The 25,597-nt window shown below is 46.0% G+C and carries 23 protein-coding genes; 8 read left to right on the forward strand and 15 right to left on the reverse strand.

Annotated elements, in window-relative coordinates; translation table 11 throughout:
- Positions 1 to 58 precede the first annotated feature (58 nt).
- The 3 genes from MHH76_RS11320 to MHH76_RS11330 all read left to right on the forward strand — a co-directional run bounded on the left by MHH76_RS11320 (position 59) and on the right by MHH76_RS11330 (position 3,930).
- Entirely contained in the window at positions 59 to 1,948 is a 1,890-nt protein-coding gene (locus MHH76_RS11320) for a prenyltransferase/squalene oxidase repeat-containing protein (RefSeq protein WP_023857349.1), read from the forward strand.
- Between the two features lie 50 nt (positions 1,949 to 1,998).
- Positions 1,999 to 2,784 (forward strand): superoxide dismutase, encoded by a 786-nt coding sequence (locus MHH76_RS11325; protein ID WP_229078804.1) that lies wholly within the window; start codon positions 1,999 to 2,001, stop codon positions 2,782 to 2,784.
- A 732-nt stretch (positions 2,785 to 3,516) separates the two neighbouring features.
- Positions 3,517 to 3,930, forward strand: a complete 414-nt coding sequence (locus MHH76_RS11330) for a stress response protein YvgO (RefSeq protein ID WP_230631870.1) — start codon at positions 3,517 to 3,519, stop codon at positions 3,928 to 3,930.
- A gap of 224 nt (positions 3,931 to 4,154) precedes the next feature.
- On the opposite strand, the gene MHH76_RS11335 is transcribed toward MHH76_RS11330, so the two are convergent.
- Complete coding sequence (locus MHH76_RS11335; protein WP_025811297.1) at positions 4,155 to 5,495, reverse strand: sodium-dependent transporter; 1,341 nt, start codon at positions 5,493 to 5,495, stop codon at positions 4,155 to 4,157.
- A 214-nt stretch (positions 5,496 to 5,709) separates the two neighbouring features.
- Between MHH76_RS11335 and MHH76_RS11340 the strand changes: the two genes are divergently transcribed.
- Positions 5,710 to 6,690, forward strand: coding sequence for a bile acid:sodium symporter family protein (locus tag MHH76_RS11340; protein ID WP_023857353.1), 981 nt, complete (start codon positions 5,710 to 5,712; stop codon positions 6,688 to 6,690).
- Positions 6,691 to 6,721: 31 nt separating this feature from the next.
- Here MHH76_RS11340 and odhB read toward each other — a convergent pair whose 3' ends face one another.
- The 6 genes from odhB to MHH76_RS11370 form a co-directional block, all read right to left on the reverse strand.
- Positions 6,722 to 8,002, reverse strand: coding sequence for a 2-oxoglutarate dehydrogenase complex dihydrolipoyllysine-residue succinyltransferase (odhB, locus tag MHH76_RS11345; protein ID WP_023857354.1), 1,281 nt, complete (start codon positions 8,000 to 8,002; stop codon positions 6,722 to 6,724).
- A 14-nt stretch (positions 8,003 to 8,016) separates the two neighbouring features.
- On the reverse strand, positions 8,017 to 10,851 hold the full coding sequence (sucA, locus tag MHH76_RS11350; protein ID WP_023857355.1) for a 2-oxoglutarate dehydrogenase E1 component: 2,835 nt from the start codon (positions 10,849 to 10,851) through the stop codon (positions 8,017 to 8,019).
- A gap of 384 nt (positions 10,852 to 11,235) precedes the next feature.
- Positions 11,236 to 13,149 carry a VWA domain-containing protein gene (locus tag MHH76_RS11355; RefSeq protein ID WP_023857356.1) on the reverse strand — a complete coding sequence of 638 codons (1,914 nt, stop codon included), beginning with the start codon at positions 13,147 to 13,149 and terminating at the stop codon, positions 11,236 to 11,238.
- A gap of 10 nt (positions 13,150 to 13,159) precedes the next feature.
- The gene (locus MHH76_RS11360) at positions 13,160 to 14,050 is read right to left on the reverse strand and encodes a MoxR family ATPase (protein ID WP_339223191.1); all 891 of its coding nucleotides are present in this window, start codon (positions 14,048 to 14,050) and stop codon (positions 13,160 to 13,162) included.
- A gap of 94 nt (positions 14,051 to 14,144) precedes the next feature.
- Positions 14,145 to 14,738 carry a superoxide dismutase family protein gene (locus tag MHH76_RS11365; RefSeq protein WP_023857358.1) on the reverse strand — a complete coding sequence of 198 codons (594 nt, stop codon included), beginning with the start codon at positions 14,736 to 14,738 and terminating at the stop codon, positions 14,145 to 14,147.
- 110 nt (positions 14,739 to 14,848) lie between these two features.
- Positions 14,849 to 16,159, reverse strand: coding sequence for a peptidoglycan endopeptidase (locus MHH76_RS11370; RefSeq protein WP_023857359.1), 1,311 nt, complete (start codon positions 16,157 to 16,159; stop codon positions 14,849 to 14,851).
- 1,120 nt (positions 16,160 to 17,279) lie between these two features.
- Here MHH76_RS11370 and MHH76_RS11375 point away from each other — a divergent pair.
- Positions 17,280 to 18,638 carry an MATE family efflux transporter gene (locus MHH76_RS11375; protein ID WP_023857362.1) on the forward strand — a complete coding sequence of 453 codons (1,359 nt, stop codon included), beginning with the start codon at positions 17,280 to 17,282 and terminating at the stop codon, positions 18,636 to 18,638.
- 42 nt (positions 18,639 to 18,680) lie between these two features.
- Here the strand turns inward: MHH76_RS11375 and bshB2 are convergent, their stop codons facing one another.
- From bshB2 to rarD, 4 genes are all read right to left on the reverse strand, one after another.
- Positions 18,681 to 19,346, reverse strand: a complete 666-nt coding sequence (gene bshB2 / locus MHH76_RS11380) for a bacillithiol biosynthesis deacetylase BshB2 (RefSeq protein WP_025811289.1) — start codon at positions 19,344 to 19,346, stop codon at positions 18,681 to 18,683.
- Between the two features lie 16 nt (positions 19,347 to 19,362).
- Positions 19,363 to 19,713, reverse strand: coding sequence for a YojF family protein (locus MHH76_RS11385; RefSeq protein ID WP_020451827.1), 351 nt, complete (start codon positions 19,711 to 19,713; stop codon positions 19,363 to 19,365).
- Between the two features lies 1 nt (position 19,714).
- The gene (locus MHH76_RS11390) at positions 19,715 to 19,990 is read right to left on the reverse strand and encodes a hypothetical protein (RefSeq protein WP_023857365.1); all 276 of its coding nucleotides are present in this window, start codon (positions 19,988 to 19,990) and stop codon (positions 19,715 to 19,717) included.
- 74 nt (positions 19,991 to 20,064) lie between these two features.
- Positions 20,065 to 20,997: an EamA family transporter RarD gene (gene rarD / locus MHH76_RS11395; RefSeq protein ID WP_059230616.1), complete on the reverse strand. Its 933-nt coding sequence runs from the start codon at positions 20,995 to 20,997 to the stop codon at positions 20,065 to 20,067.
- An 82-nt stretch (positions 20,998 to 21,079) separates the two neighbouring features.
- Here rarD and MHH76_RS11400 point away from each other — a divergent pair, with 82 nt between their 5' ends.
- Positions 21,080 to 21,532 (forward strand): germination protein GerT, encoded by a 453-nt coding sequence (locus MHH76_RS11400; RefSeq protein WP_020451829.1) that lies wholly within the window; start codon positions 21,080 to 21,082, stop codon positions 21,530 to 21,532.
- A 228-nt stretch (positions 21,533 to 21,760) separates the two neighbouring features.
- Complete coding sequence (locus tag MHH76_RS11405) at positions 21,761 to 22,459, forward strand: expansin EXLX1 family cellulose-binding protein (RefSeq protein WP_020451830.1); 699 nt, start codon at positions 21,761 to 21,763, stop codon at positions 22,457 to 22,459.
- A 113-nt stretch (positions 22,460 to 22,572) separates the two neighbouring features.
- Here MHH76_RS11405 and MHH76_RS11410 read toward each other — a convergent pair whose 3' ends face one another.
- The 3 genes from MHH76_RS11410 to MHH76_RS11420 form a co-directional block, all read right to left on the reverse strand.
- On the reverse strand, positions 22,573 to 22,851 hold the full coding sequence (locus MHH76_RS11410; RefSeq protein ID WP_043054342.1) for a hypothetical protein: 279 nt from the start codon (positions 22,849 to 22,851) through the stop codon (positions 22,573 to 22,575).
- A 65-nt stretch (positions 22,852 to 22,916) separates the two neighbouring features.
- The gene (locus tag MHH76_RS11415) at positions 22,917 to 23,663 is read right to left on the reverse strand and encodes an SDR family oxidoreductase (RefSeq protein ID WP_025811284.1); all 747 of its coding nucleotides are present in this window, start codon (positions 23,661 to 23,663) and stop codon (positions 22,917 to 22,919) included.
- Positions 23,664 to 23,668: 5 nt separating this feature from the next.
- Positions 23,669 to 23,989, reverse strand: coding sequence for a winged helix-turn-helix transcriptional regulator (locus tag MHH76_RS11420; RefSeq protein WP_023857369.1), 321 nt, complete (start codon positions 23,987 to 23,989; stop codon positions 23,669 to 23,671).
- 134 nt (positions 23,990 to 24,123) lie between these two features.
- On the opposite strand from MHH76_RS11420, the gene MHH76_RS11425 reads away from it, so the two are divergent.
- Complete coding sequence (locus MHH76_RS11425; protein ID WP_020451833.1) at positions 24,124 to 24,744, forward strand: nitroreductase family protein; 621 nt, start codon at positions 24,124 to 24,126, stop codon at positions 24,742 to 24,744.
- A gap of 44 nt (positions 24,745 to 24,788) precedes the next feature.
- Here MHH76_RS11425 and MHH76_RS11430 read toward each other — a convergent pair whose 3' ends face one another.
- Positions 24,789 to 25,394 (reverse strand): alpha/beta hydrolase, encoded by a 606-nt coding sequence (locus MHH76_RS11430; RefSeq protein ID WP_020451834.1) that lies wholly within the window; start codon positions 25,392 to 25,394, stop codon positions 24,789 to 24,791.
- Positions 25,395 to 25,597: the final 203 nt, after the last annotated feature.

Below are 25,597 nucleotides of genomic sequence, written 5' to 3' on the forward strand. Positions count from 1 at the left end.
TCCGGTTGGCATGACACATTTCCGAAATGAATACAGTAAAATGAAGGAGATGAGAAGATTGCGTTCTTTACTAGAAGACGTGAAAGCTTTCAGACAAAAGACGCTCGCAAAGCTTCAAAATAGACAGAGACCTGATGGGTCATGGCGGTTTTGTTTTGAAGGGCCCGTGATGACAGACAGCTTTTTCATTTTAATGCTGACCTCACTTGGCGATCAGGACTCTTCTCTCATCACAAGTCTTGCTGAACGAATCCGTTCGAAGCAGAGCGGAGACGGTGCGTTTCGCAATCATCCGGATGAAACGGCAGGCAATTTGACCGCGACAGTCCAGGGCTATACCGGGATGCTGGCTTCGGGGCTCTATGACCGGAGAGATGCGCATATGCAGAAAGCCGAGGCGTTTATTAAGGCAGCAGGCGGTTTGAAGAATGTGCACTTTATGACGAAGTGGATGCTCGCTGCCAACGGGCTGTATCCATGGCCGAGAGCCTATATTCCGCTTTCGTTTTTACTGATCCCGCCCTATTTCCCGCTGCATTTTTACCATTTCAGCACATACGCAAGAATTCATTTTGTCCCGATGGCCATTACGTTTAATCGACGATTCTCTTTAAAAAACAACCAAATCGGCTCGCTTCGGCATCTGGATGAAACCATGTCAAAAAATCCTCTCGAATGGCTGAACATCCGCTCTTTTGACGAGAGAACCTTCTATTCTTTCAATCTGCAATGGAAGCAGCTCTTTCAATGGCCGGCTTATGTCCATCAGCTCGGATTTGAAGCGGGCAAAAAATATATGCTGGACAGAATCGAAGAAGACGGAACACTATACAGCTATGCGAGCGCGACCATGTTCATGATTTACAGCCTGCTGGCGATGGGAATATCAAAAAACGCCCCCGTTGTTAAAAAAGCAGTCGGCGGAATCAAAAGCCTTATTTCCTCATGCGGAGAGGAAGGCTTCCATTTGGAAAACTCAACTTCCACTGTCTGGGACACCGCGCTCATCAGCTTTGCCATGCACGAATCCGGAATACCTGAACAACATTCTTCCATCTCATCGGCAGCGGACTACCTTCTCAAAAGACAGCATGTGAAAAAAGCGGACTGGGCGGTCTCAAACCCTCAAGCGGCACCGGGAGGATGGGGTTTTTCACACATCAATACAAACAATCCCGATTTGGACGATACCGCTGCGGCATTAAAAGCAATTCCGTTTCAAAGGCGTCCGGCTGCCTGGAACCGGGGGCTCACCTGGCTTTTATCAATGCAAAACAAGGATGGGGGGTTTTCAGCATTTGAAAAAAACGTTGACCATCCGCTCATCCGAAATCTGCCGCTCGAATCTGCCGCTGACGCAGCAGTCGATCCGTCAACGGCAGACTTGACTGGGCGCGTTCTTCATCTGCTCGGACTTAAAGAGCGGTTGACAGATGACCATCCCGCAGTCAGACGCGCTCTAAGGTGGCTTGATCACCATCAGGAAGCTGACGGTTCGTGGTATGGCAGATGGGGCGTCTGCTTTATTTACGGGACATGGGCCGCACTCACCGGAATGAAAGCCGTCGGAATTTCCCGCAATCACGCGTCTGTCAGAAAAGCGGTCTCCTGGCTTAAATCGATCCAGCTCGAAGACGGAAGCTGGGGAGAATCTTGCAAAAGCTGTGAAGCGAAGCGTTTTGTCCCTCTTCACTTTGGAACAGTTGTTCAATCTTCATGGGCGCTGGAGGCGCTTTTGCAATATGAGCGTCCGGATGACCCTAAGATCTTAAAAGGGATTCGTTTTCTCACCGATGATCACGAAAGCTCGCCTGAGCGACTCGAATACCCGACGGGAATCGGGCTGCCGAAACAATTCTACATCCGCTATCACAGTTATCCTTTTGTGTTTTCATTGCTCGCTTCAAGCGCATTTATTAAAAAAGCGGAAATGAGGGAGACATATTGAATGCTTACAAAGAAAAAATAGCGTCATGGGCCAAAGGTCTGAAAGACCAGATGAAAGATGATCCTTCTTTAGAAAGCCAGTTAGAAAAACTTTTTCAATCACTGGATGATCCTCGTGCGACCGAACAGGAATGGTATGAACAGGCAGAAGCCGTGTATCAAGCCATCTCCCGCAGTGATGCGTCTCAAGCAGGTCGGCAGCCATTCAGAACAGTGCCGATCGGAGGCCATCGCCTGCCAAGCCTGCCCTACTCTTATTCAGCCCTTGAGCCTTATATTTCAAGAGAAATTATGTTTCTTCATCATACAAAACATCACCAAAGCTATGTCGACGGCTTGAACAAAGCTGAAAAAGAACTGCAGAAAGCAAGGCAAACCAAACAATTCGACCTTGTAAACCACTGGGAAAGAGAGCTCGCCTTCCACGGAGCCGGGCACTATTTGCACACGATATTTTGGTACGCGATGCATCCAAAAGGAAAAAGGCGGCCGACAGGCGAATTGCTGGAAATGATTAACCGTTCTTTCGGCAGCTATTCGGCCTTTAAAGAACAATTTTCCGAAGCGGCGAAAAAGGTGGAAGGCGTGGGCTGGGCGATCCTTGTCTGGGCGCCTCGCTCGCACCGCTTGGAAATTCTGATCGCAGAAAAACATCAGCTGATGAGCCAATGGGATGTGATCCCCCTTCTCCCGCTCGACGTATGGGAACACGCATACTACCTTCAATATAAAAATGAAAGGGCAAAATACGTCGATAATTGGTGGAATGTCGTTGACTGGAGAGAACCTGAAAGGCGGTTTGCGACAGCAAAGCGCGTTCTATGGGAGCCCTTCTGATTCAAATTCAATGGCGGGACTTCAACTACTGAAGTCCTCTTTTGTTTCGGTAGTTGCGCCCGACATCGGCCTCCCCGTCAAAGCCTTGCCTCAAAAAGCGGACGAGCCTTTCCTCTCGCACCTTTCTCTTCTCTGCGCCAGGCAGCCGTCGACACTGGCCGAATCGAGCGAAAGTGCCGATACCTTATCACTCTCAATACCGTATCTATATCCCTTAAACCCTCTATCGTCTGTAATAAGATAACAAATAAAAGTTTAAATATCCCAGTTTCTCTTGAGGATTGTTAAGGCCGCTACACGGAGATTGGCAAGGAGGGGTCGGAAGAGAACCCCCACAACCATACATCCTTCTGAATCTGCTATTTTGATTATCCCTTTATGAAATACTGAATCTCAACAGTCTATCAATATATCCCAAATTTGTGCCTCAAGTATGGAATGTGAACATTTTTTGATTTATTTGGAAAATAGTCGTTTTTCCTCATTCTTCTAATTCCAAAACTCGTTAAGCTATTCTACAAGAAGGGAGGGAATAAATGAATAAACTGTCGATGTTTGTCTGATTCAGCCGGTCAGTTTTTCGAAAATGGCAAATTTATTTTAGGAGGGTTAATCATGAAAAAAATGTTTGCTTTCTTTACAGCCTTAATGCTCGGTTTGACTTGTTTGCCGTACTTATCAGAAGCGAAAGAATCAAAGCATACGGACAGTTCTGTTACAACCTTGCCTTCTATGTCTATACCCACATCTCTCAATCAGTCATTGGACCAGGAAAAACAACAGTTTAAAACTTCCGCTATTAATCTCAACATCAACCTCGATCTTTTAGGAATCGGAAACTCCATTAGAGATGCTATCGTTCAAAGCTCCAACCGCAGCGGTTTCGTCAAAAACTGCATGGAAACCGCTTTTTATTCTGCTGGGCAAAGATACAATGTCATGGTATTTAACTTAAGTCAAGGCTATCAAAATGGTTTAAGAGGAGTTAAATTTTATGGATCTGCCAACTATCATGGCGTGATTTACGGCATTTGGGTATTTGAAAGCGGACAATTTACAAACCAGGGAGACGGCGGCTGGATTAACTGGGCCTTTAAAGGCTGGTTTGATCGAAACGGCCAAACTGTAACATTCCGCAAGCCTTAATCAAAGTCAAAGTATCCCCCTCTTCTGCCTGCCGGTAAAATCGTCAAGAACGAATTCACGGCAGGCCTTTTTAATATGTCTGCCGCAGAAAAAAGCCGATTAATCAAACACTTCCCTTGCCGGTCATACCGCTGCCATTTCACAGAGAGAAAAGAAAGTACCGCTGACAAACTGTCTGCATGAAAAAAAGGCCGGACAAATCCGGCCTTATAAACAATTCAATCTTAAAATACGCCAATGACGTCCAAAAAGACGACAATAATAACGATCGGAGCGGCGTAGCGGATCAGCAAAAGCCATGCTGCAAACCATTTTCTGCTGATTTTAGAGCCCTCCCTCAATTCGGCAAAAAGCTCTTCTTTCGGGATTTTGAGCGGCACAAAAACGGCGATGAGCAAAGCGCCGAGCGGCATTAAAATATTGCTGACAAGGTAATCCGCCGCATCAAAAATAGATAGATTAAAAATCGATACATCCTGAAGCACGCCGTATGATAATGCTGAAGGAATTCCGAATAGGAAAATCGCAATTCCCCCGCCCCAAGCGAAAGCCTGTCTTTTTTTAGGATCCCCTTTTGATAAGGAAGAAACAAGGATCTCAAGCATTGAAAATGCGGACGTCAGTGTAGCAAATAAAAATAAGAGCAGAAACGCCAATAAAAAGACGATTCCCAAAGGCATCTTGTGAAAGACTGACGGCAGCACATTAAATAACAGCATCGGGCCGGCATCAGGAGATAATCCGAATGAAAAAACGGCCGGAAAAATCGCAAACCCGGCAAGAATCGCTACAGATACATTGAGCAATGTCACTGAAACGGCCGACTGTATAAGGTTTTCTTTTTTCGATAAATAAGAGCTGTACGTTACCATAACGGAAACACCGACACTCAGCGAGAAAAAGGATTGTCCAAGCGCAAACAGCACCGTTTTGGCTGTGATATGGGAAAGATCAGGTTTTAAGAAAAATTCCAATCCTTCCATTGAACCGGGAAGTGTAAGCGAACGAATGATCAAAAGCAGAAAAATAACGAACAGAGCAGGCATCATAAACTTGCTCGCTTTTTCAATTCCGCTTCTGACCCCTTTTGCAACAACAAGAATCGTGATCATGATAAATGCAAACTGGCTCGCAAGAACGAGATACGGATTTGCAATTGTCTCTCCGAAAAGACCTGCATAATCCGTGCTTCTTGACAGTTCGCCGGTCAGTCCTTTGATAATATAAATGATGATCCAGCCGCCGACAACACTATAAAAAGACAGCAGAATAAAACACGTGATAATGCCAAGCCGGCCGATCCAATGCCAAAGCGAGCCGGGCGCCAGCTCCTTATAGGATTCAACGGCATCTTTTTGAGTCTTTCTGCCGATAATGAACTCCGCCATTAATAACGGAAGCCCAATCAATAAAGTAAAAAGAATAAACATAAGTAAAAATGCTCCGCCGCCGCTTGTTCCGGCGACATAAGGAAACTTCCATATCGCGCCGAGCCCGATTGCCGAGCCGGCCGAAGCTAAGATAAATCCAAGCTTTGATGACCATATATTTTGTTGATTTTCCACTTAAGCACCTCTTCTTCTCGGTCTAATTGCATATGGCTACAAACTATCATTTTAAAAAGCATAAACGAATTCGTCAAGGTTTTCAAACATTTCTTTCAGTTTACATAATAATATTATTTAAAACAAATTCGAATTTTACAAGCATTGAATTATTCAGAATATTAATTATAATAAGAGGATGTTATATTTTCTACAGATGTGAGGAGCTGGACTTATGAGTTATTTGATCAAAATCAGTCAATTTGCAGGAAAAACGTTTGCCATTTGGGTGATTCTGTTTGCGGTTCTCGGCTTTGCCTTTCCGACGCAATTCACCTGGATCACCCCTTATATTACCATCCTGCTTGGCGTGATTATGTTTGGCATGGGATTGACATTGTCAGCGGACGATTTTAAAGAGCTGCTGAGACGTCCCCTGCATGTGCTGATCGGTGTGCTGGTTCAATATACGGTCATGCCGCTGCTCGCTTTTGGACTGGCCTATGGACTCGGGCTTCCCTCCGAAATAGCGGTTGGAGTCATTTTAGTGGGATGCTGTCCCGGGGGAACGGCATCAAACGTCATGACATTTTTGGCGAAGGGAAATATCGCCCTGTCAGTGGCGATTACAACGGTTTCCACATTGCTTGCCCCTTTTTTAACGCCGTTTCTCATTTTATTTTTCGCAAAAGAATGGCTTCCGGTATCTCCGGGCTCACTGTTCTTGTCGATTTTACAGGCGGTGCTGCTCCCGATTATCGCCGGGCTGATCGTTCAATTTTTCTTTACAAAACAAGTGAAAAAAGCGGTGCAGGTGCTTCCGCTCGTCTCTGTTCTCGGCATCGTCGCCATCGTCACCGCGGTCGTCGGAGGCAACCGGGAAAACATTATTCAATCAGGGCTGTTGATTTTTGCAGTCGTCGTTCTTCATAATGGCCTCGGCCTTTTCCTTGGCTTTGTTTTGGCAAAGTGCTTTAAAATGGATTATGCATCACAAAAAGCCGTGTCCATTGAGGTCGGCATGCAGAATTCGGGTCTCGGTGCAGCATTGGCAACGGCGCACTTCTCTCCTCTTTCCGCTGTCCCGAGCGCTGTTTTCAGCGTTTGGCATAACCTTTCAGGCTCATGGCTTGCGACATACTGGAGCAAGAAAGCAAATAAGCAGAAGAATAACAATTATTCTCCTGCCCCGCAGATGATAAACAAAAAGCTTTGACCGTACATGCGGCCAAAGCTTTTTTCTTGATTTAACCTTCCAACAGAAGCTGTTCAGGATCTTCAAGCAGATTTTTAATCGTAACCAGGAAGCCGACTGCCTCTTTACCGTCGACGATCCGGTGGTCATACGATAATGCAATGTACATCATCGGGCGGTTTTCGAAACGCTCTTCATCAATTGCCACAGGGCGCAGCTGGATCTTATGCATGCCCAAAATACCAACTTGCGGACTGTTCAAAATCGGAGTCGACAACAGTGATCCGAACGTTCCTCCGTTTGTGATCGTAAAGGAGCCTCCTTGAAGCTCGTTGAGCGACAATTTGTTGTTTCTCGCTTTCTTCGCAAGCTCTCCGATATCCTTTTCAATATCAGCAAAGGTTTTGCGGTCTGCATCCCGAACGACCGGTACGACGAGGCCATCCGGCGCAGCAACAGCGATTCCGATGTCATAGAATTGTTTGATCACAAGCTCGTCGCCTTGAATTTCCGCATTGAGGAGCGGAAATTTTTTCAGCGCGGCGACCACAGCTTTTGTAAAGAATGACATGAATCCGAGCTTCACATCATGCTGCTCAAGGAATTGATCTTTTCGGCGTTTCCTTAGGTTCATGACCGCCGTCATGTCCACTTCGTTGAATGTCGTCAGCATAGCGGCGGTGTGCTGAACTTCAACGAGGCGTTTGGCGATCGTCTGTCTCCGGCGGGACATTCTTTGACGCTCTACCGGTTTACCTGCATTTTCGGTTTGTTTAGCAGCCGGCGCCTGTGTTTCGCGTTTTGGTTCAGGCTGAGCTTTTGGCGGCTGCTCGTTCTTCTGATAAGATTCAACATCTTGCTTTCTGACCCTTCCGAGCGGATCACCGGTAGGAATCTCCGATAAATCGATGCCTTTTTCACGGGCGAGCTTTCGGGCAGCCGGAGAAGCGATTGTCCTTGTTTTGGTTGTATCCGCCTCATCGTTCGCGCTTTCGCGAGGTTCGGCTGTCTTTTCAGACGTGGCTGGCTTCTCTTCCGTAGCGCCGGCGCTTTCTTGAGCGTCAGCTTGAGGAGCCGTTGATTGGCCTCCTTCTCCTTCGCCTTCTGAAATCGTTCCGATTATTTCGCCGACCTGAACCGTGTCACCGGAATCTTTCAGCACTTCCTGAAGAACGCCGGACTGCTCTGCCGTCAATTCAACGTTGACTTTATCAGTCTCCAGCTCAAGCAGGAATTCCCCTTGTTCTACATAATCTCCCGGTTGTTTCAGCCATTGGGCTATCGTTCCTTCTGAAATTGATTCCGCTAATTCAGGTACTTTAATTTCCGCCATTTTTTAGTTCCCCCTTAATTTTTGCGAGTCAAGCTATCAGATACAATGCGTTCCTGTTCCTTTTTATGAACCGTCGGATCCCCTTCTGCCGGACTTGAACGTCTTCTTCTGCCAATATAGCGGACCTTCACGTCCTTTGGAGCAATCTCTCTTAAATAAGGCTCGATATAGTTCCATGCACCCATATTTTGCGGTTCTTCCTGTACCCAGACAATCTCCTCCAAATTCGGGAGTTTGCTGAAGATCGCTTTAATATGCTTTGCAGGGAAAGGATACAGCTCTTCAACCCGTGCAATGTGCAGCCAATCTTTTTCACCTTCCATTTTATTGAAATGACTGCTGATGTCAATCGAAACTTTACCGCTTGAAAGGACGAGGCGCGTCACTTTGTCATACTGATGGGAAAGTCCTGACATTTCATAGACCGGCTTAAAGTTACTGTCGCTGAGCTCCTGCACTTCTGATACGGTATTCGGATTTCTCAGCAGGCTTTTCGGCGTCATGATGATCAGCGGGCGGATCTCCTCGCGAAGGAGCATCTTCGCCTGCCTTCTTAAAATATGGAAGTACTGGGCAGCGCTCGTCAAGTTGGCGACAGTCCAGTTGTTTTCCGCCGCCAGCTGAAGGAAGCGTTCCGTTCTTCCGCTTGAATGCTCAGGTCCCTGCCCTTCATAGCCGTGCGGCAAGAGAACAACGAGCCCTGATTTTTGTCCCCATTTCGCTCTTCCTGCAGAAATGAACTGATCAAAGTACACTTGCGCCGCGTTTGCAAAGTCTCCAAACTGCGCTTCCCAGATCACCATCGTTTCCGGCGAAGACACGTTATATCCATATTCAAAGCCAAGGACGGATCCTTCAGAAAGCGGGCTGTTGTGAACCGCAAATGACGCTTTCGTATCTGCAAGGTGATGCAGTGCGATGAATTCGTCCCCTGTCTTGCTGTCGTGAAGGACAAGGTTGCGGTGTGCGAATGTGCCGCGTTCTGAATCCTGCCCGGTCAGCCTTAGAGGTGTGCCGTCTTTCAAAATGGATGCAAAAGCCATCGCCTCTGCAAGCGACCAGTCGACTTTTCGGTCATCGTCGAACGCTTTGGCGCGCCTTTCGAGGATTCGCTTTAGCTTATCGAAAACGTTGAAGTTTTCAGGCCATGAAACAAGCTCCTGATTAATTTTGCGCAAAGTTTCAACATCAACCGACGTGTCAACATCAGGAAAACCGTTGGAAACAGGTTCCGGAAGAACGATTTCATGCGTCATATCTTCCTTTTTGGCCGGCACTTTGCGATACGCTTCTTCTAAACGCTTCATGACAGCGTCCCCGATTTTGTCGACGGTTTCATTATCGACGATCCCGTTATGAATCAGCTTTTCAGCAAAGATGTTCTTGACGGTCGGGTGCTTTCTGACCGCATCATACAGCATCGGCTGCGTTGCAGACGGCTCATCCATTTCATTGTGGCCGAAACGGCGGTAGCCGATCAGATCGATCAAAAAGTCTTTGTTGAAAGTCATGCGGTATTCAACAGCGAGCTGAACCGCTGAAAGGCATGCTTCAGGATCATCCGCATTGACGTGGACGATCGGAATCTCAAAACCTTTTGCAAGGTCGCTTGCATATTTCGTCGATCTTGACTCATTGCTTTCCGTCGTAAAGCCGATCATGTTATTGGCGATAATGTGAATCGCTCCGCCCACCTGATAGCCTTTAAGCTGGCTTAAATTCAGCGTTTCCGCGACAATGCCTTCCCCTGGGAATGCCGCATCGCCGTGAATCAGAATCGCCAGCGATTTTTTAACGTCTTGAAGCGGATAGCCGCTCTCCGTTCTCGTTTCCTGGGCGGCTCTTGTCGATCCCTCAACGATCGGATCGATGAACTCCAGGTGGCTCGGATTGTTCGCGAGCGCAATGCGCGCCGTTTTCGTATGCTCATCCTGAATCTGACGGTTGGCGCCGAGGTGATATTTTACGTCACCCGTCCAGCCGTAATTGATCCCTGTCGAACCTTCCGACGGAACGAGATCTTTGTTCGGCGCATGCTGGAATTCAGAAAAAATGATTTCATAAGGTTTTCCGAGCACATGCGCAAGAACGTTCAGGCGGCCCCTGTGCGCCATTCCGATATTAACGTTTGTCGTACCTGCCGAAACGGACTTGGCGATAATATCATCCAGCATGGGCACAAGCGCATCAAGTCCTTCTATTGAAAAGCGTTTTTGCCCGACAAAGGTTTTGTGGAGAAACTGTTCAAGGCTTTCAACTTCTGTCAGCCTTCTTAAAACTTCCACCAGCTTTTCTTTCGATTTCGGGGCGAATAATTCCCCGGATTCGATCTTTTTCATCAGCCAGTTGCGCTCTTCAAAAATGTGCACATGGTCAAATTCAAAAGAAATCGATTTTTTGTATGTGTTTTTCAAGTACTGGATGGCTTCTAAACCGTTCGTTACTTCTTGAGGGGCATCTTTGCATATGACAGACGCCGGAATTTTTTTCACATCCTGCTCAGTTAACCCGTACTCAGCAAGAGGAAAAAGCTCCTGTTTCTCTTGTGTTTTTCTCAGTGGATTGACGGAAGCGTTTAAATGGCCATAGGTTCTAATATCTTCTGCGAGTTTTATCACTGATGCGATTTTTTGAATAGATCCAGCCGTGAAATCTGCCTCTTCGTTTTTTAGAGAGGCGGCCCTTATATCGCCCGGGGGAGCTCCAAGTTCGTCAAACATCTCTTTTAAATCAGCATCCAAGCTTTCTGGATCCTTGACGTATTGATCGTAAAGCTCCAGCACATAGCCGAGGTTCGGACCGTGAAATTCTTCCCAAGTCATTCTTTGTTTCATACTATTTTGAAACATTTGAACATTACCCCCAACCTAATAATCAAGTGAATGATTCACTATCTTAATATATCTTCTGAACCTTACGCCCAGAAATATGTAATAAAAACGCTTCCACGTACATTTTACCACTGTTTCTCATTTGTTTCTACACAGATTGTTCAAATAAAATTAAAAAATCATCTTGAAAAATAAAAAATTTTATAATTTTGAACTTTCAGACCGAATTCTTTTAAACCGGCTCATTATTTATTCACATATTTCCCCTAACCGTCTATTTTTTAACATCCCGATGTGCTCCGCAAAAAATTAAGTTGATAAAAATAATAAAAATTTCAATATTTCACTGTGTTTCTACGATAAAAAACAGATGGCCGCGAGTATTGCTGCCATCTGTCCTATCTAGCCTATACTTTTGTTCAACAGCTTTTTTAAAAGCGGGTACAGAACATCGGGAAGCTGATCGACGTCCGGGACGAAAAGGCTGTACTTTCCGTACATGTCCTGTATCGTCTTGATTTGCGATTCTTCGATTTCGCTGTTTGATAAAAATACATTGATGACTTCGATATTTCGTTTCCTCGCTTCCATAACGGCTTCATGTGTATCGACAATCCCGTTTTGTTCATAATCGAATGCGGCCGGCTCCCCATCTGAAAAGACAATCAGGAACTTCTGAGCTTCGCTTCTTTGAACAAGCATCTTCGTCATCTGTCTGATCGCATATCCATCCCGGTTGTCTTCCTCCGGTTCAAGCTGCATGATATGCGGTCCGGCGCCTGCTTTTAAGGAATCCGCAAAAGAGACGACCGTATGAAAGTAATTGGGCTGGCTCGTCTCTGTCGCATCGTTCGTATCTTCCCAAAAACCGACGATTTGGTGAGGGACAGCAACAGATTTAAGCGCTTCGTGAAACAGGACAATGCCCCGTTTCGTCTCGGCCATTTTGTCATGCATGCTTGCTGAACAGTCGACGAGCAATGTAAAAACGGCGTCGATCTCTGTTGACGGTTCTTGCTTTTTATAGAAGAGCCGTGGATTGCGCTCTGTAAAGTAACGGAGCAGTTTATTGTTCAATCTGCCTGCATGCAAATCGGTTCTCGGGAGCGTTTTTTTATGCTCGAGCGTTTTTTGAATCATCTGCTTGAGCCGTTTTTGATACGATTCGATTGTTTTGGCTTGAGCCTGGTAGTCTAATATGTCTTCGTTAGAAGGTTTTTCCGGAGGCTTCATCACCGAAAACGCATAGCGGTTTTCTTTGCCGGCTGGTGCGGCGCCGCTGTTTGGCTCATCTTGAACAGATTCAAGCGATTCAAGTTTTGAATAGTCTTTTCTTCTCGTCTGCTTCGCCGTTCCCTGAACAGACCCGAGCGCTTGGTCGCCGTCTTCGCCTTCTCTTAAAGCGCCGCCGGAAATATCGGTTTTTGCGCCGTGCTCCAAATCAAACTGGAGAAAGCTTTTCGCCGGAGCTTCCGTTTCTCTGTGCCAAGTCGGCATTTCTTCTTCATGAACTTCCTCATCACCCGCACTTTTCTCTTCAAGCGTCAGATCCTCGCTCAGCTTCGGTTTTGCTTTCAAATCTTGAAAAAGCGCTTCTTCGTCAACTTGCTCGTATTCCAATTCCGGAAAAAAGAAGTACGTATTCAGCATATCCTTTTCGAGCACCTCTTCAAAACCTTCCATCAGCCCGCTTACAATCGAGACGATGTCAGCAGTTGAACGCGCTTCGAATACGCGGGCGAGCTCGGCTTCTATAAATCCCTTCATCGGATCGACCGATTCATGTATAGCCGGTATCTCATCAAGCGGCGACTCCGCGGTCAGCTTAAGATATACAGCGCAAAACAAAGCATCTGTAAAAATGCTCCGCTCCAGATTCAGCGTCAACTGGGTCGCAAAATGTTTCCGGTACATTGATTTCCGGCTCGAAAATACCGGTTTTGTACCGGGCCGCTCCCTCTTGATGAACTCTTCGATTCTGATATCTTCAAAAAGCATAAACAACTGTTTTGCCAAACTCTTAAAATGATATTTCCGAGTCGCGTCAAGTATGCGGGAAAAGTCTTTCATCGAGCTGTAACGGGAGCCGATTGACCGCAAGTATACATCGCTTTTCAAACCGTCTACCATATCCCGGTGGTTCCGGTCTTTCCAAAAATGGCTCATGTAGATCTTTTTCTCAAAAGGATTGTAGTAAGACTGAACCCCGTACTCCACTTCAACCTGATCGCTTTTCGCGAGCGTTTTCGCGAGATCTGTCAGCTCCATAAAAAGCAGAGAGTCAATCTTGCTGTCATTGAATTTAATAAACTTCATAAAAAAACCCTCATTCGAACAAAGTCTGGGCAATATTTCGGACCGCCGCTTTTTCGCGTTCATCATCAAGCTTTTCAACGATGCCGCGTTCGATCGCTCGCAGCGGCGGAATATATGTCGACAGGTCGCAAGTATCGAGAAGCGCTCTGATGGAAGCGGCCTCTTCAGAAACCTGTCCATTATGAGCCTGCGTCATTAAGTCCGATGACAGGGTAACAAACCGGTTCAGCAGCTTCTGATTTTTTAGTTCGGATTGTGTTTCAAGCACCCGCTTCAGCAGGTCACCTTTAATGTAGGGCACGTCGATAATGACAAACCGGTTTTTCAGCGCTTCGTTCAACGGGACCGTTCCGACATAGCCTTCGTTTATCGCTGCAATCACGCCGAATCCCTCTTTCGCTTTGATGACGTCCCCCGTAAACGGATTGGTCATCATTTTCCGGTAATCGAGCACCCCGTTTAAGATCGGCAGCGTTTCCGGTTTCGCCATGTTGATTTCGTCAATATATAGGAAATGGCCGTTGTTCATCGCTTTTGTCACAGGACCTTCGATAAATTCAATAGAGGCGTTCCCGTTGGTGTTTTCAATCGTTTTGTAACCGACAAGCGCCTCTGCATCAAGATCCACAGAACAGTTGACACTGTGCATAGGTTTTTGAAAATAAGCGGAGAGCGTTTCGGCAAGTTTTGTTTTTCCGGAGCCTGTCGGGCCTTTTAACAAAACGTTTATTCCGAGTGACAGCGCGATCATCGCGTCATAGAGAATGGCGCTGTCTTCCGCTTCATAACCGGGCGTTCCAATCAATGATTGGTATTCCGCGGCAACAGGTTTAGCGGCAGACTGAATCAGCCGCTCTTTTATTTTTTCAGGCAGCTCTAGTTCATGCAGATCATATTTCATGTGTTGTAAAATTCCTTTCTCAAAGCGTCTTCTGTATGTAAGTATACTAGAAAAGATGCACTGCCCTCAATATAAACGGCTTCCATGCGCCGATTCACTTTTTTCCGGTGTTCGTCAGCGCTCCGCAAACCATCCGGGCTCCGGAGTTTCCGGATGGATTTGTCAGATCATCATCCTGATGCTCATGAATGACGAAAGCACTTCCGTCATGATCAAGCAGACTGAACTTGCTTTTCTGATCGAGGGTGACGTCCGGCGCATTTACGATAACGTCGACTTTGCCGTCGGCTCCGACTTCAATATTCGGCAAATCACCGGCATGCGGTCCTTTCGGATTGTGAAAGCCGTGCTCCTTTTGGTCAGGATTGAAATGAGCACCCGCACTTTCAAAATCAGGCTTTTTACACACGCCCGTTTCATGAATATGAAAAGCAAGCATTCCCGGCGGCAGATTATGGGCGCTGACTCTGATATCAAGGCCTTCTGCAGCAGATTCAGACACTTCTATAAAACCGGTTTCCGTACCGTCGCGTTTGATCAGCGGTACTTTTAACGGCTGTGTCATCGCTTCAAAGGTTACTCTATGTTCCTGTTCGACATTTTTTTGCTGAATTTCTTTCTGCTGTGTACATGCAGCTGCCAAACAAACGGCCATACATGTGAGCAATATGTAATGTAATGTTCTCAAACGGCTCCCCCCTTCGCTTTTCTTTTCAGTTTAGACAACGAAGAGGGGCATTAAACCTGTCCTTCCTATCCTGAAAACACGCAAAAAAAAAGCCATATAAAATGGCTTTTTTAGAATGAATACCGTTTTGCGCCGAGATAGCGCTGTTTCCAGTAGGAATTGTTCATGTCGCTGACAGTGACACCGGAATCGTTGGCATTGATAAACTTGTTGTTTCCTAAATAAATCCCGACGTGTGAAGGGCCCGCTTTATATGTTTGGAAGAAAACGAAGTCTCCTCTTGAAGGTTGGCTGACTGGTGACATGACGCTCCAGTATCCGGCTGCGCTCAGCCTTGAGACAGATGTGACTTTGTTCAACGTGTAATAGATGAATCCGCTGCAGTCAAAGCCTGAAGGGTTGTTGCCTCCCCATCTGTAAGGCACGCCGATATGCTTTTCTGCTTCTGCAATCATCCGTTCGACCTTTGCACTTGTCGAAGTGCCGGTTGAAACTGAAGAGTTCGGCGAGCTGGAAGACGGGCTGCCAGATGATCCGGAAGTCGATGCACCGGAGATTTTAAGCTTCTGGCCGACTTGCAGGACATCTGTTTTTAATCGATTAGCTTCTCTGATGCTTTGTACTGTCACATTCATCGAATTTGCAATTTTCCACAGAGAATCGCCTGGTTTAACCGTGTAAGTGGTCGTTTTTGAACTGCTGCTTGTGTTCGTTTTACTTGATGAAGAATTTGAAGACGAACCAGAAGATGTTTTGCTTCCGCTGGAAACCGTTCCTTTCACTTTAAGAACCTGGTTCGGGTAGATCGTGTCCGACTTCAAGTTGTTCAGCGTTTTAATTTCGGCGATTGTCATATTCAAATTATTGGCAATTTTCCATAAAGAATCGCCCAATTTGACTTTGTATGTGCTGCTTGAACTTTGCGAGCTTGAGGATGAGCTGGATGATTTCGAACTGGAACTCGAACTTGAGCCAGAGCTGGAACCGGTGTTTTTCGCGCTTCCTTTAATAACCAGCTTTTGTCCCGGGTAAATCATATCGCTGCTCAGACCGTTTAAGTTTTTAATCTCTTTTACGGTTGTTTTGTAGTCTTTGGCAATCAGCCACAAGGAATCTCCTAATTTCACTGTGTAAGTTGACTTTGCAGTGCTTGAGCTTGAGCTGGAACTTGCGGATTTTGTCTGTGAGCTGCTTTTTGACTTGCCGTCCGGTACTTTTAAAGTTTGTCCGACATAAATAACTGTAGATGAAAGATTGTTGGCTGATTGAAGTGCCGAAACACTGGTATTGTACTCAGCTGAAAGCTTCCACAGTGAGTCTCCGCTTTTCACCTTGATGGTTTGGGCTTCTACCGGTGACGCCGCCAATGAAGTTCCAACTACCGCAGAGGCCGCCAAACCTACTGCTATCTTCTTCTTCATAACCTCTTAACCTCCCGTTTCATTTTCGTTCTCTCTATGTATGCCATTACATTTGCCATTGCTTAAGACTTTATCCAGCCGGTCAGGCAGGTGATCTGATCACCGTATGGATGGCCTTTGGCTGAAAGCCCCCTTTTATATTCTTAAGCAAAAAATGCAATTCACGATTTGTATCGGTCTAATTTATATTTTTTTAATAGTCTTTTTGCCTTTTTACAAATTTCTTATTAAAAATACAGACTGATAGGCACATTGACAAAAATCAACACTTTTTTCAATGCTCGAGATATCGGGTGCTTTTTTTGCAAAGGTTTGAGTTTTAAGTTTTCGGAAATACGATGATCAGTTGTTTTAAAATCAGAGGTTCATGGTGAAAAACAGCGAGAAGGAGTTAACTGGATATGCTGCATGTGCCGAAACAGCCCGAATAGACGCCGTAACATGCGGATTTCTGTGCCGTTTTACAGCCGATTTTCTTTTTCGGATCAAACGGTCAAGCCCAGCGTTCAAGTTGAGGGTGTAAAAACTGCGTATTCTTATTCATTAGTTTACCCGTAAATCGCCGATCAATCCTCATCTATTGCCTAATCGAAAAGCAAAGATCAGGATCACTTATACATTTCTACATTTCAGCACAAATTCCTCCACGAAACCATAAATTGACTATATCATACATTTTTTTTGCCAACATCCGGAATTGGGAGTATCTTTTTTTTAGATCGAACGGCGTTTTACTATTTCATCTATAGATTCTTATTTCCTATCTTAATATAAAGATAAATGTAAAATTAACACTTAATACCCATTCTTTTTTGTATATCAATAGTCGTTATTTACTATTAGAAAACACATAAAAAAACTTCCGGTTTATTACCGCCGCTTTCATGCATGTTTCCTCCTTTTATGACGCATTTTAAGATATGGAGGTGAATCTTCTTGGCCATTCAAAAAATATGTCAATATTTATGTACGTGTTTAGGAATTCTTTCTCTTTCCTTTATTTATGTGCAAATGTTTAAAAAAGCAAAACAGGCGAAAAAAGATTGAACAGACATTTATTGCATTTTATACATAACGTGTTATAATTTCTCTCGTTATCCAAAAGAAACGGGGAACTGATATGAGGGAAACAAAGGATTTGCGGGAGAAAACAAGGCAGTTTTTAACGATTTTAATTCCGATTTTGATTACGCAAGCGGGACTGTCGCTCATTACGGTTCTCGACACGGTGATGTCAGGCAAAGTCAGTGCCGCCGACCTCGCCGGCGTCGCAATCGGCTCGAGTTTGTGGACCCCGGTTTATACAGGGCTTGCTGGCATTTTGACGGCTGTAACACCGATGGTCGCCCAACTGATGGGGGCCAAGCGGCAAAAGGATGTCCCTTATACTGTTATTCAATCGATTTATGTGGCCGGAATCATCAGCATTGCCGTGATCGTCTCCGGGTACTTACTGATTGATCCGGTGCTTGAGAATCTCGATCTTGAACAGAAGGTAGCGGTCATCGCAAAGCAATATTTAATCTGCATCGGGCTCGGCATATTGCCGTTGTTTGTTTACAATGTGATGCGCTGCTTTATTGATTCACTCGGAAAAACGCGGGTGACGATGCTGGTTACGCTCTGTTCTCTGCCCATTAATTTTGTTTTGAATTATTTGTTCATTTTCGGGAACTTCGGCTTTCCAAAGCTTGGAGGAGCAGGAGCCGGTATGGCTTCCGCCATCACATATTGGTGCATTTGTCTGATCTCTTTATACATCGTCCACAAAAAGACGCCGTTTCACCAGTTTAGGATTTTTGGAACATTCTATTCATTTTCTTTTGCTGAAAGTATGAAACTGCTGAAGATCGGCATTCCGATCGGTTTCGCCATCTTCTTTGAGACGAGTATATTCGCAGCTGTCACTTTGCTGATGAGCCATTTTGACACGGTCACGATCGCTTCCCATCAGGCGGCAATGAATTTCGCTTCGCTTCTTTACATGCTTCCATTGAGCGTATCGATGACGCTGACAATTGTCGTCGGCTTTGAGGCCGGAGCAAAACGGTTTAAAGACTCGAGAACCTACAGCTATCTCGGCATTTCAATAGCGGTCGGTTTTTCATTATTCACCGCACTCATCATTTTACTGTTCAGAGAGCAAATCGCCGGTTTGTATGCGGCTGACCGGGATGTGCTGCTTCTGACAAAGGACTTCTTGCTGTTTGCGTTGTTTTTTCAGCTGTCAGATGCCATCGCGGCTCCGATTCAAGGAGCGCTCAGAGGATATAAAGATGTTAACTACACGCTTGTCACAGCTCTCGTCTCGTATTGGATTATCGGGCTTCCGGTCGGTTTTGTGATTGGAACGTATACTTCATTCGGAGCTTTCGGGTACTGGATCGGACTGATCACGGGGCTCGCAGCCGGTGCAGTCGGGCTGTTTTTCAGGCTCAAACGCATTCAAAACCGCTATATTCACACTCAAAGCGTGTAAAAAGGTGCCGGGCTCATATGCCCGACACCATTTTTGATCATTTTAATCATTCCATTGATAGGTCCAAAATGTTTCTTTTTCAAACCATGTCTCAACAACCGGCTCGCCATTGGCGAGTTTTTTCTCTATTTCTTTCATAAAGCCGCCTGTTTGAGATTTATGCGCTTTGAGCGCGTTCATTTTAATATCTGCGGCTTCTTTGATATCAAGAACGACGTCAGGTTTGCCAAGAACCTCTTCCCTGTGGTGGGTGATGGCCATGCATAAGACGCGCGGCCGGTCTTCTTTCTTTTTCCGCGATAATGCCCTGATGACCGCAGCACCGCACGCATCATGGTCAGGATGAACGCCGTGTCCCGGATAAAACGTCACAACAAGGCTCGGGTTTACATCATCAATGACAGCCTCTATTCGATCGGCCAGTTTTTCTTCATCCTCGAATTCGAGCGTTTTATCGCGGTATCCGAGCATGCGCAAGTCCTGTACATCCATTTCCCTGCAGGCGTCGATCAGCTCTTGCTTTCTGAGCAGCGGAAGGGTTTCCCTGTTGGCAAAAAGCGGGTCTCCCATATTTCTTCCCATCTCGCCCAGCGTCAGGCACGCGTATGTTACAGGTATATCTTCTTTTCGGTTTAAGGCGATCAAGCCGGCGACTCCGAAAGATTCATCGTCAGGATGCGGCAAGATCACGAGTAAATGTTTTTTCATCTATAACACCTTCTTTTTAGACTGCAAATGGCTTTTTGCTGATTTGAAGCGAAATGGCGAGTTTGCCGCCCGGCAAATAGCCGGCGAGAAGCAACCTTCCTTCATCATCAACCGTATAATCCGTCAGGCCTTCGGCGTAGATCCAGCCGTCTTCGATTTTCAAACCGGCGCGAAATGGCCCCTCGCCCGTGATTTTGGCGCGGGAGCATGTCACCTTCGCGTTTCTGATATACGCCACCACGGTCATGTTCTGCTCATCTTTATGCGCGGAATACGATCCGGTTGTCGTCTCCAAATGAATGTAAACAGGCTGGTTTAAAAATGTTTCCAAAGAAGCCTGCACATCTTCTTTTATTATTGCTTTCATGTTACTCCCTGCTTTCTTCGTTTGTTAATAACTCCAATCGTTCCGTATGCCATTCAATCAGCTTGAGCTTCATATCTGGTTCCAATTGTGAATTCACAATGCGCCGGATTGATTGATAGTATTTTTCGTGCTTCGTCTTTCTGAGCCTTGGATGGGTGCGGAGGTCGTTCAACTCATCATCAATCGCCCGATGAAGCGCCTGCCTGCCTTCTCCATCCATCGTCCGGTTTTTCCAAAGGGTTTTATACGCCCGGAAAAGCTCTAGTTCGTCTGCCATGACGGAATAACCTCCGAATTGCTTCAATAATGTTTAATTATACATAATCAGTGCTTATTGAAAAGAAAAAGGGCTTACGGATGAAAGGAATTTTTTCTTTTTAAAAATACCTTCTCCGGTTTCTTCCATTGAAATTGCGAAAGTGTAAACAAAATCAGCGCCGCCCATATGCAGGTAAACGTAAAGACCTTACTGCTGCTGAACGGTTCATGGTAGACGAACACGCCTAAGCATAATGTAATGGTCGGAGCGATATATTGCAAAATGCCGACTTGATAAAGCGGAAGTTTTTTCGCACCTTCCGCAAATAAAAGCAGCGGAATCGCAGTTAACACTCCTGCCAAAAACAGCAGTACCATCATGCCGATGCTCCCTGAAGCGGCTTGAGCCTTTTCCGGATGGCTGAAGAACAACAGATAGATCACTGCAACCGGAGCGATCATCATCGTTTCCAGGGTAAGTCCTATGGCGCTTGAGAGCGATGTCCGCTTTTTCGCCAGTCCGTAGAGCCCGAAACTGAATGCAAGTATCAGGGCGATGTACGGCACGGAACCGTACTGGAAGGCGGAAATAAGCACACCGAAGGCAGCGAGAAGAACTGCCGCTCCCTGCATCCGCGTCAGCTTTTCCTTTAAAAAGACAATTCCGAGCACGATCGATACGAGCGGATTGATGTAATAGCCCAGGCTCGCTTCAAGAATATAGCCGTTGCTGACAGCCCATATGTAGACATACCAATTGATCGAAATCAGAACGGACGACAAAATGAGCGGTACAAATTCCTTTCGGTTTCCCGAAAGCGCGCGAAATGCTATGACTCCGTTTTTCCACTGCCGCAAAACGAGAAGCACGCCGCACATGAAAACAAATGACCAGATAATCCGGTGCGCCAGTATATCGAGCGCAGCCGTCTGATCGAGCACTTTCCAATATAAAGGAAGGAGTCCCCACAGCAGATAAGAAAGCGCTGTGTAAATGATTCCTTTCGTTTGAGATGAATGATTCATGTCTGTTTCTTTCCTTTCTTCTCATCACTTTCCGCAACTTTTTTGCATATACTGTACCGTCTATGTGAAAGGAAGTGTGATCGTGTTTGATTGGCAACGCTTTTTTCCATTTCAGCAGTTTTCCAAGGACGGATTAAAAAACGCTGACCCGAAAGATGTGGAGCAGTATATCCACCACATGATGAAAAGCGTTTTCGGCCCGGGGTATGCAGTTCAATTTCCTTTTCGTGACCCTCTCTCAAAAGAAACACAGGCGGCAGATGAATCTGATCCGATTGATATTTTTGAAACGACAAGCCATGTATTTGTTAAAATACCGCTCACCAAAGAACAGCTTAACCTTCTGAAAATTAAACATACTTCACAAACCCTGATCATAGAAAACTACCCTGAAAAAGGGCGGCAGGAAAAAGTCGTTCTCCCCTCTCTAGTGCGCAGAAAGGGTACGAAAGCAATATTTAAAGACGGCATTTTAGAAGTGATGTTCTTAAAAAATGAGGACTTTAACCTGTCTGAAATCGACATCACGTTTTGAAAACGGCCAGCTTGGCAAAGCAGGCTGTTTTTTTTCTTCCTGTACCATTTTAACACTAGTCCTCAAGGATGATCACCTCATTTGCCTGACATGCGGCTGAACTTTTACATTTCAACGGTGGTAGTCATTATTCCTTAAAAAATCTCTGTAACTATTTGCTCTTTCGGCTGTTGTCAGTTAGTCCTTATAATGATAATGGTTCTCAATTTATAAAACAGGAGGATGGATATGAAAAAGAAAATCAGCTTATTGATCACAGCAATGTTTTTGACGATCCTTTGTTTTTCACCTCAAGCTTCTGCAGCATACAACTCACTGCATAAGGGCTACGCCACTTACACGGGGTCGGGTTACTCCGGCGGTGCATTGCTTTTGGATCCTATTCCGTCCAATATGAAGATCACCGCTTTAAATCCGACAGATATGAATTACCGCGGAGTGAAAGCAGCTCTTGCCGGCGCCTATCTGCGGGTTGAAGGGCCGAAAGGAAAAACGACCGTCTATGTGACCGATCTGTATCCTGAAGGCGCGCCGGGAGCTCTTGACCTTTCACCGAACGCTTTTCGCCAGATCGGCGATATGAAAGACGGCAAAATCAACATTAAATGGCGTGTAGTCAAAGCGCCGATTACCGGCAATTTCACTTACCGGATCAAAGAAGGCAGCAGCCAGTGGTGGGCGGCAATCCAAGTCAGAAATCACAAATATCCCGTCATGAAAATGGAATATTACAAAGGCGGAAAGTGGATCAACATGGAGAAAACGGACTACAACCATTTCGTCAGCACCAATCTTGGGACAAGTCCGCTTAAAGTCAGAATTACAGATATCCGAGGAAAAGTCGTAAAAGACACGATCAAAAAGCTGCCGGAAAACGGGACGTCAAGCGCATATACCGTACCTGGAAAAGTACAGTTCCCTGACTGATCGATCCGGAAAGAATGAGACGGCGGCCAAAGGCGAAAAGATTCGCAAGCTTTGGCCGCCGCTTCATATTGGACATCCGGCATTTTAGATGCCAGCAACAATTGGCTTATTGATCAATAGCCCGGTCCCGCCCCTCTGAATGGAGCTGTGCCCGGAACACCTCCGTACGGAACGGCCCCAGGAGCTGACCCGTAGCCGTAATAAGGCGTGCCGCCGTAAGGTCCCGGGTATGGCGGCGGGTAAGCGTAAGGTCTTGGGTAGTTAAAAATCGCACTTCCGAGAAATCCGCCCAGCAATCCGCCGACAAGCGGCGCTCCAAAACCCCAGAATAACGGGAATCTGGCCGGGTATCCGGCAGGACCTGATCTCGAATAAAGCATATGAGGGTTCATTGGCTTTTATCCTCCTTTATGTCTGCCTATAGTAAAGGTATTCATAAAGTCGGGAAACGTTTGGGCTATTCTTCATAAATCATTTTTTTTGTCATTCCGCCGTCCACCGTCAAGTTTGTACCGGTGACAAAGCGATTGTCCGGATCGGTCAAGTAAAAGCATGCTTTGACGATATCCTGAGGGCGGCCGACCCTGTTTGACAAATGCTGTTCGTGGTCAATAGGCCGCAGGGCAGTATCATCACCGGTTTCGATCCATCCCGGGGAAATGCTGTTGACGACGATTGAATCTTTGCTTAAAGACGCGGCCAATGCGTGAGTCAAAGCGATTAAGCCCCCTTTTGACGCGGCATAGGCTTCCGAGTCAGGCTCGGACATAAACGCCCTTGTCGAAGCGATATTGACGATGGCTCCGCCTGTTTTCGCTTCTTTCATTTTTTTGGCGGCTTCTTTTGCGCAAAGAAACGCGCCTTTCAAATTGGTATTCAGAACATCGTCCCATTCTTCCGCCGTCAAATCATAAGGGGACTTCCAAACTGATCTGCCCGCGTTATTAATGAGCGCAGATATCGAACGGCCGTTTCGGGAAGCTTCCTGCATCAGCTGTTTCACATCTTCTTCAGATCCCACATCACAAGCTGCAAACTGAACCCGCGCTCCGGAAGCGGTCAGCTCTTTTTCAAGCTGTTCACCCTCTTCCTTCAGTACATCGGCGAATACGACGATAAAACCTTTTTGAGCATAGGCGGTCACAAGGTCTCTTCCGATGCCTTTGGCCCCGCCTGTAATGACGACTGTTTCTTTACTAGTCAATCCGGTCAGCTCCCTTCCGGATCGCAATGATGCTCGGCCCAGGTTTGTATCTCTCTGAGGACAGGCTCTAGCGCCGTTCCCTTGTCTGTCAATTGATAGATGACTTTTACCGGCGTTTCCGGCAGCACTTGGCGCTCGATTATTTTGCAGTGTTCGAGCTCTTTTAAACGTTCAGCCAGCATTTTTTGGCTAATCATCGGTATCATTTCGGTCAAGTCTTTAAACCGTTTAGGTCCATCCAACAATACATGGATGATCAATCCATTCCATCGTTTGCCGAGTAAAGAAAAGGCGGCTTCCATTCTAGGACACATTGTAAACCCCAATTCTCTCACCCCTCCATATCCAGTTGACAAATATAATGTGTGCCATTAAAATACTCAATAAAGTTACAAAAAGTAAGTTTCTAACTTTTTGTCTGACTCTATCATAACATGTTTAGCCCAAAGGAGGAAGTCACATGTCTTCACAAGAAAACACTGCTCTCAACATTCTGGAAGAGCGTACTTCGATTAAAGAATATGACACAAGCGTTTCCATTTCCAAAGAGGAGCTGACAAAGCTGCTGAGCGTCACAACAAAGGCTCCGTCAGCCTGGAATCTGCAGCACTGGCATTTTACAGTCTTCCACAGCCAAGAATCAAAAGATAAGCTCCTTCCGATCGCGTTCAACCAAAAACAAGTCAGCCAGGCATCTGCGGTTGTAGCCGTGCTTGGAGACTTACAAGCGAACCTGAACGGTGAAGCCGTATACGGCCCTCTGACAGAAGCAGGTTATATGACTGAAGACATTAAAAACACGCTGCTCGGACAAATCAACGGCGCTTATCAAAACAGCGGATTTGCAAGAGACGCCGCCTTTACTAACGCATCGCTCGCGGCCATGCAGCTGATGATTGCGGCTAAAGCTATGGGCTATGACACATGCGCGATGGGCGGCTTTGACAAGCAAGCGTTCGTTAAAGAATTCAACATCAATGAACGTTATGTACCGGTCATGCTGATTTCGATCGGAAAACCGGTCAAACCTGCGCACAAAAGCAATCGTTTTGATGTGTCTGACGTATCTACATGGCTGTAAACACGCTAAAAACCTTAGTCCCCAAAAAGGACTAAGGTTTATTTTTATGCTTTTATATGCTTTTCATACCAGATTTTCGCCTGGTCGATCTCGCTGTGTGTCAGCTGATGACCGCCGCTTTCCCAGTGAAGGAGCACTTGGGCGCCGGCGTTTGTGAAATAGCCGGCAAGCTCGCTTGATTCCTGCGGTGGGCAGAGGGGGTCTGTTTTGCCGGCTCCAATGAACACGGGCAGGCCTGTCATATCAGGGAGCTTGCGATTTCTAAACGGAACCATCGGATGATGCAAAATCGCCCCTTTCAGTACACGTTCATGACGGAACAGCAGACTTCCCGCGATATTGGCGCCGTTTGAATAACCGATTGCGACCACCCGGCTCCTGTCAAAGTGAAATTCATTTGCGGCTTCATCTAAAAACGCTTTTAATTCATCCGTCCGGTCGATCAAATCTTTCTCGTCAAACACCCCTTCTCTCAAGCGCCTGAAAAAACGGGGCATTCCGTTTTCCAGCACATTTCCCCTGACTCCGAGTAAATTTGCATCGGAATCAATCATCCTGCCGATCGGCAGAAGATCGTGTTCGTTTCCCCCTGTTCCATGCAATAACAACAGGGTGGTATCAGAATTCCCTTTCTCATATATATGATTCATTTCCTTTCACTCCTTTTCCCATTTTGTTTCAGCGATGTCATTGCGCCGGTGCTTTCCAGCGGTTCATCAATCAAAAAGCCCCCGTTCGCCCGTCTCTTTCCCATTCTTTTACTCAGCAGTCTCCTGCATGGTGATCCTCTTCATTCTGTTTTATCTCGAATTCAAGATATTAATTATTGTAAAGTTATACTTTCGAATATGCA

This window comes from Bacillus sp. FSL L8-0193 (genome assembly GCF_037976065.1).
Classification (GTDB): domain Bacteria; phylum Bacillota; class Bacilli; order Bacillales; family Bacillaceae; genus Bacillus; species Bacillus paralicheniformis.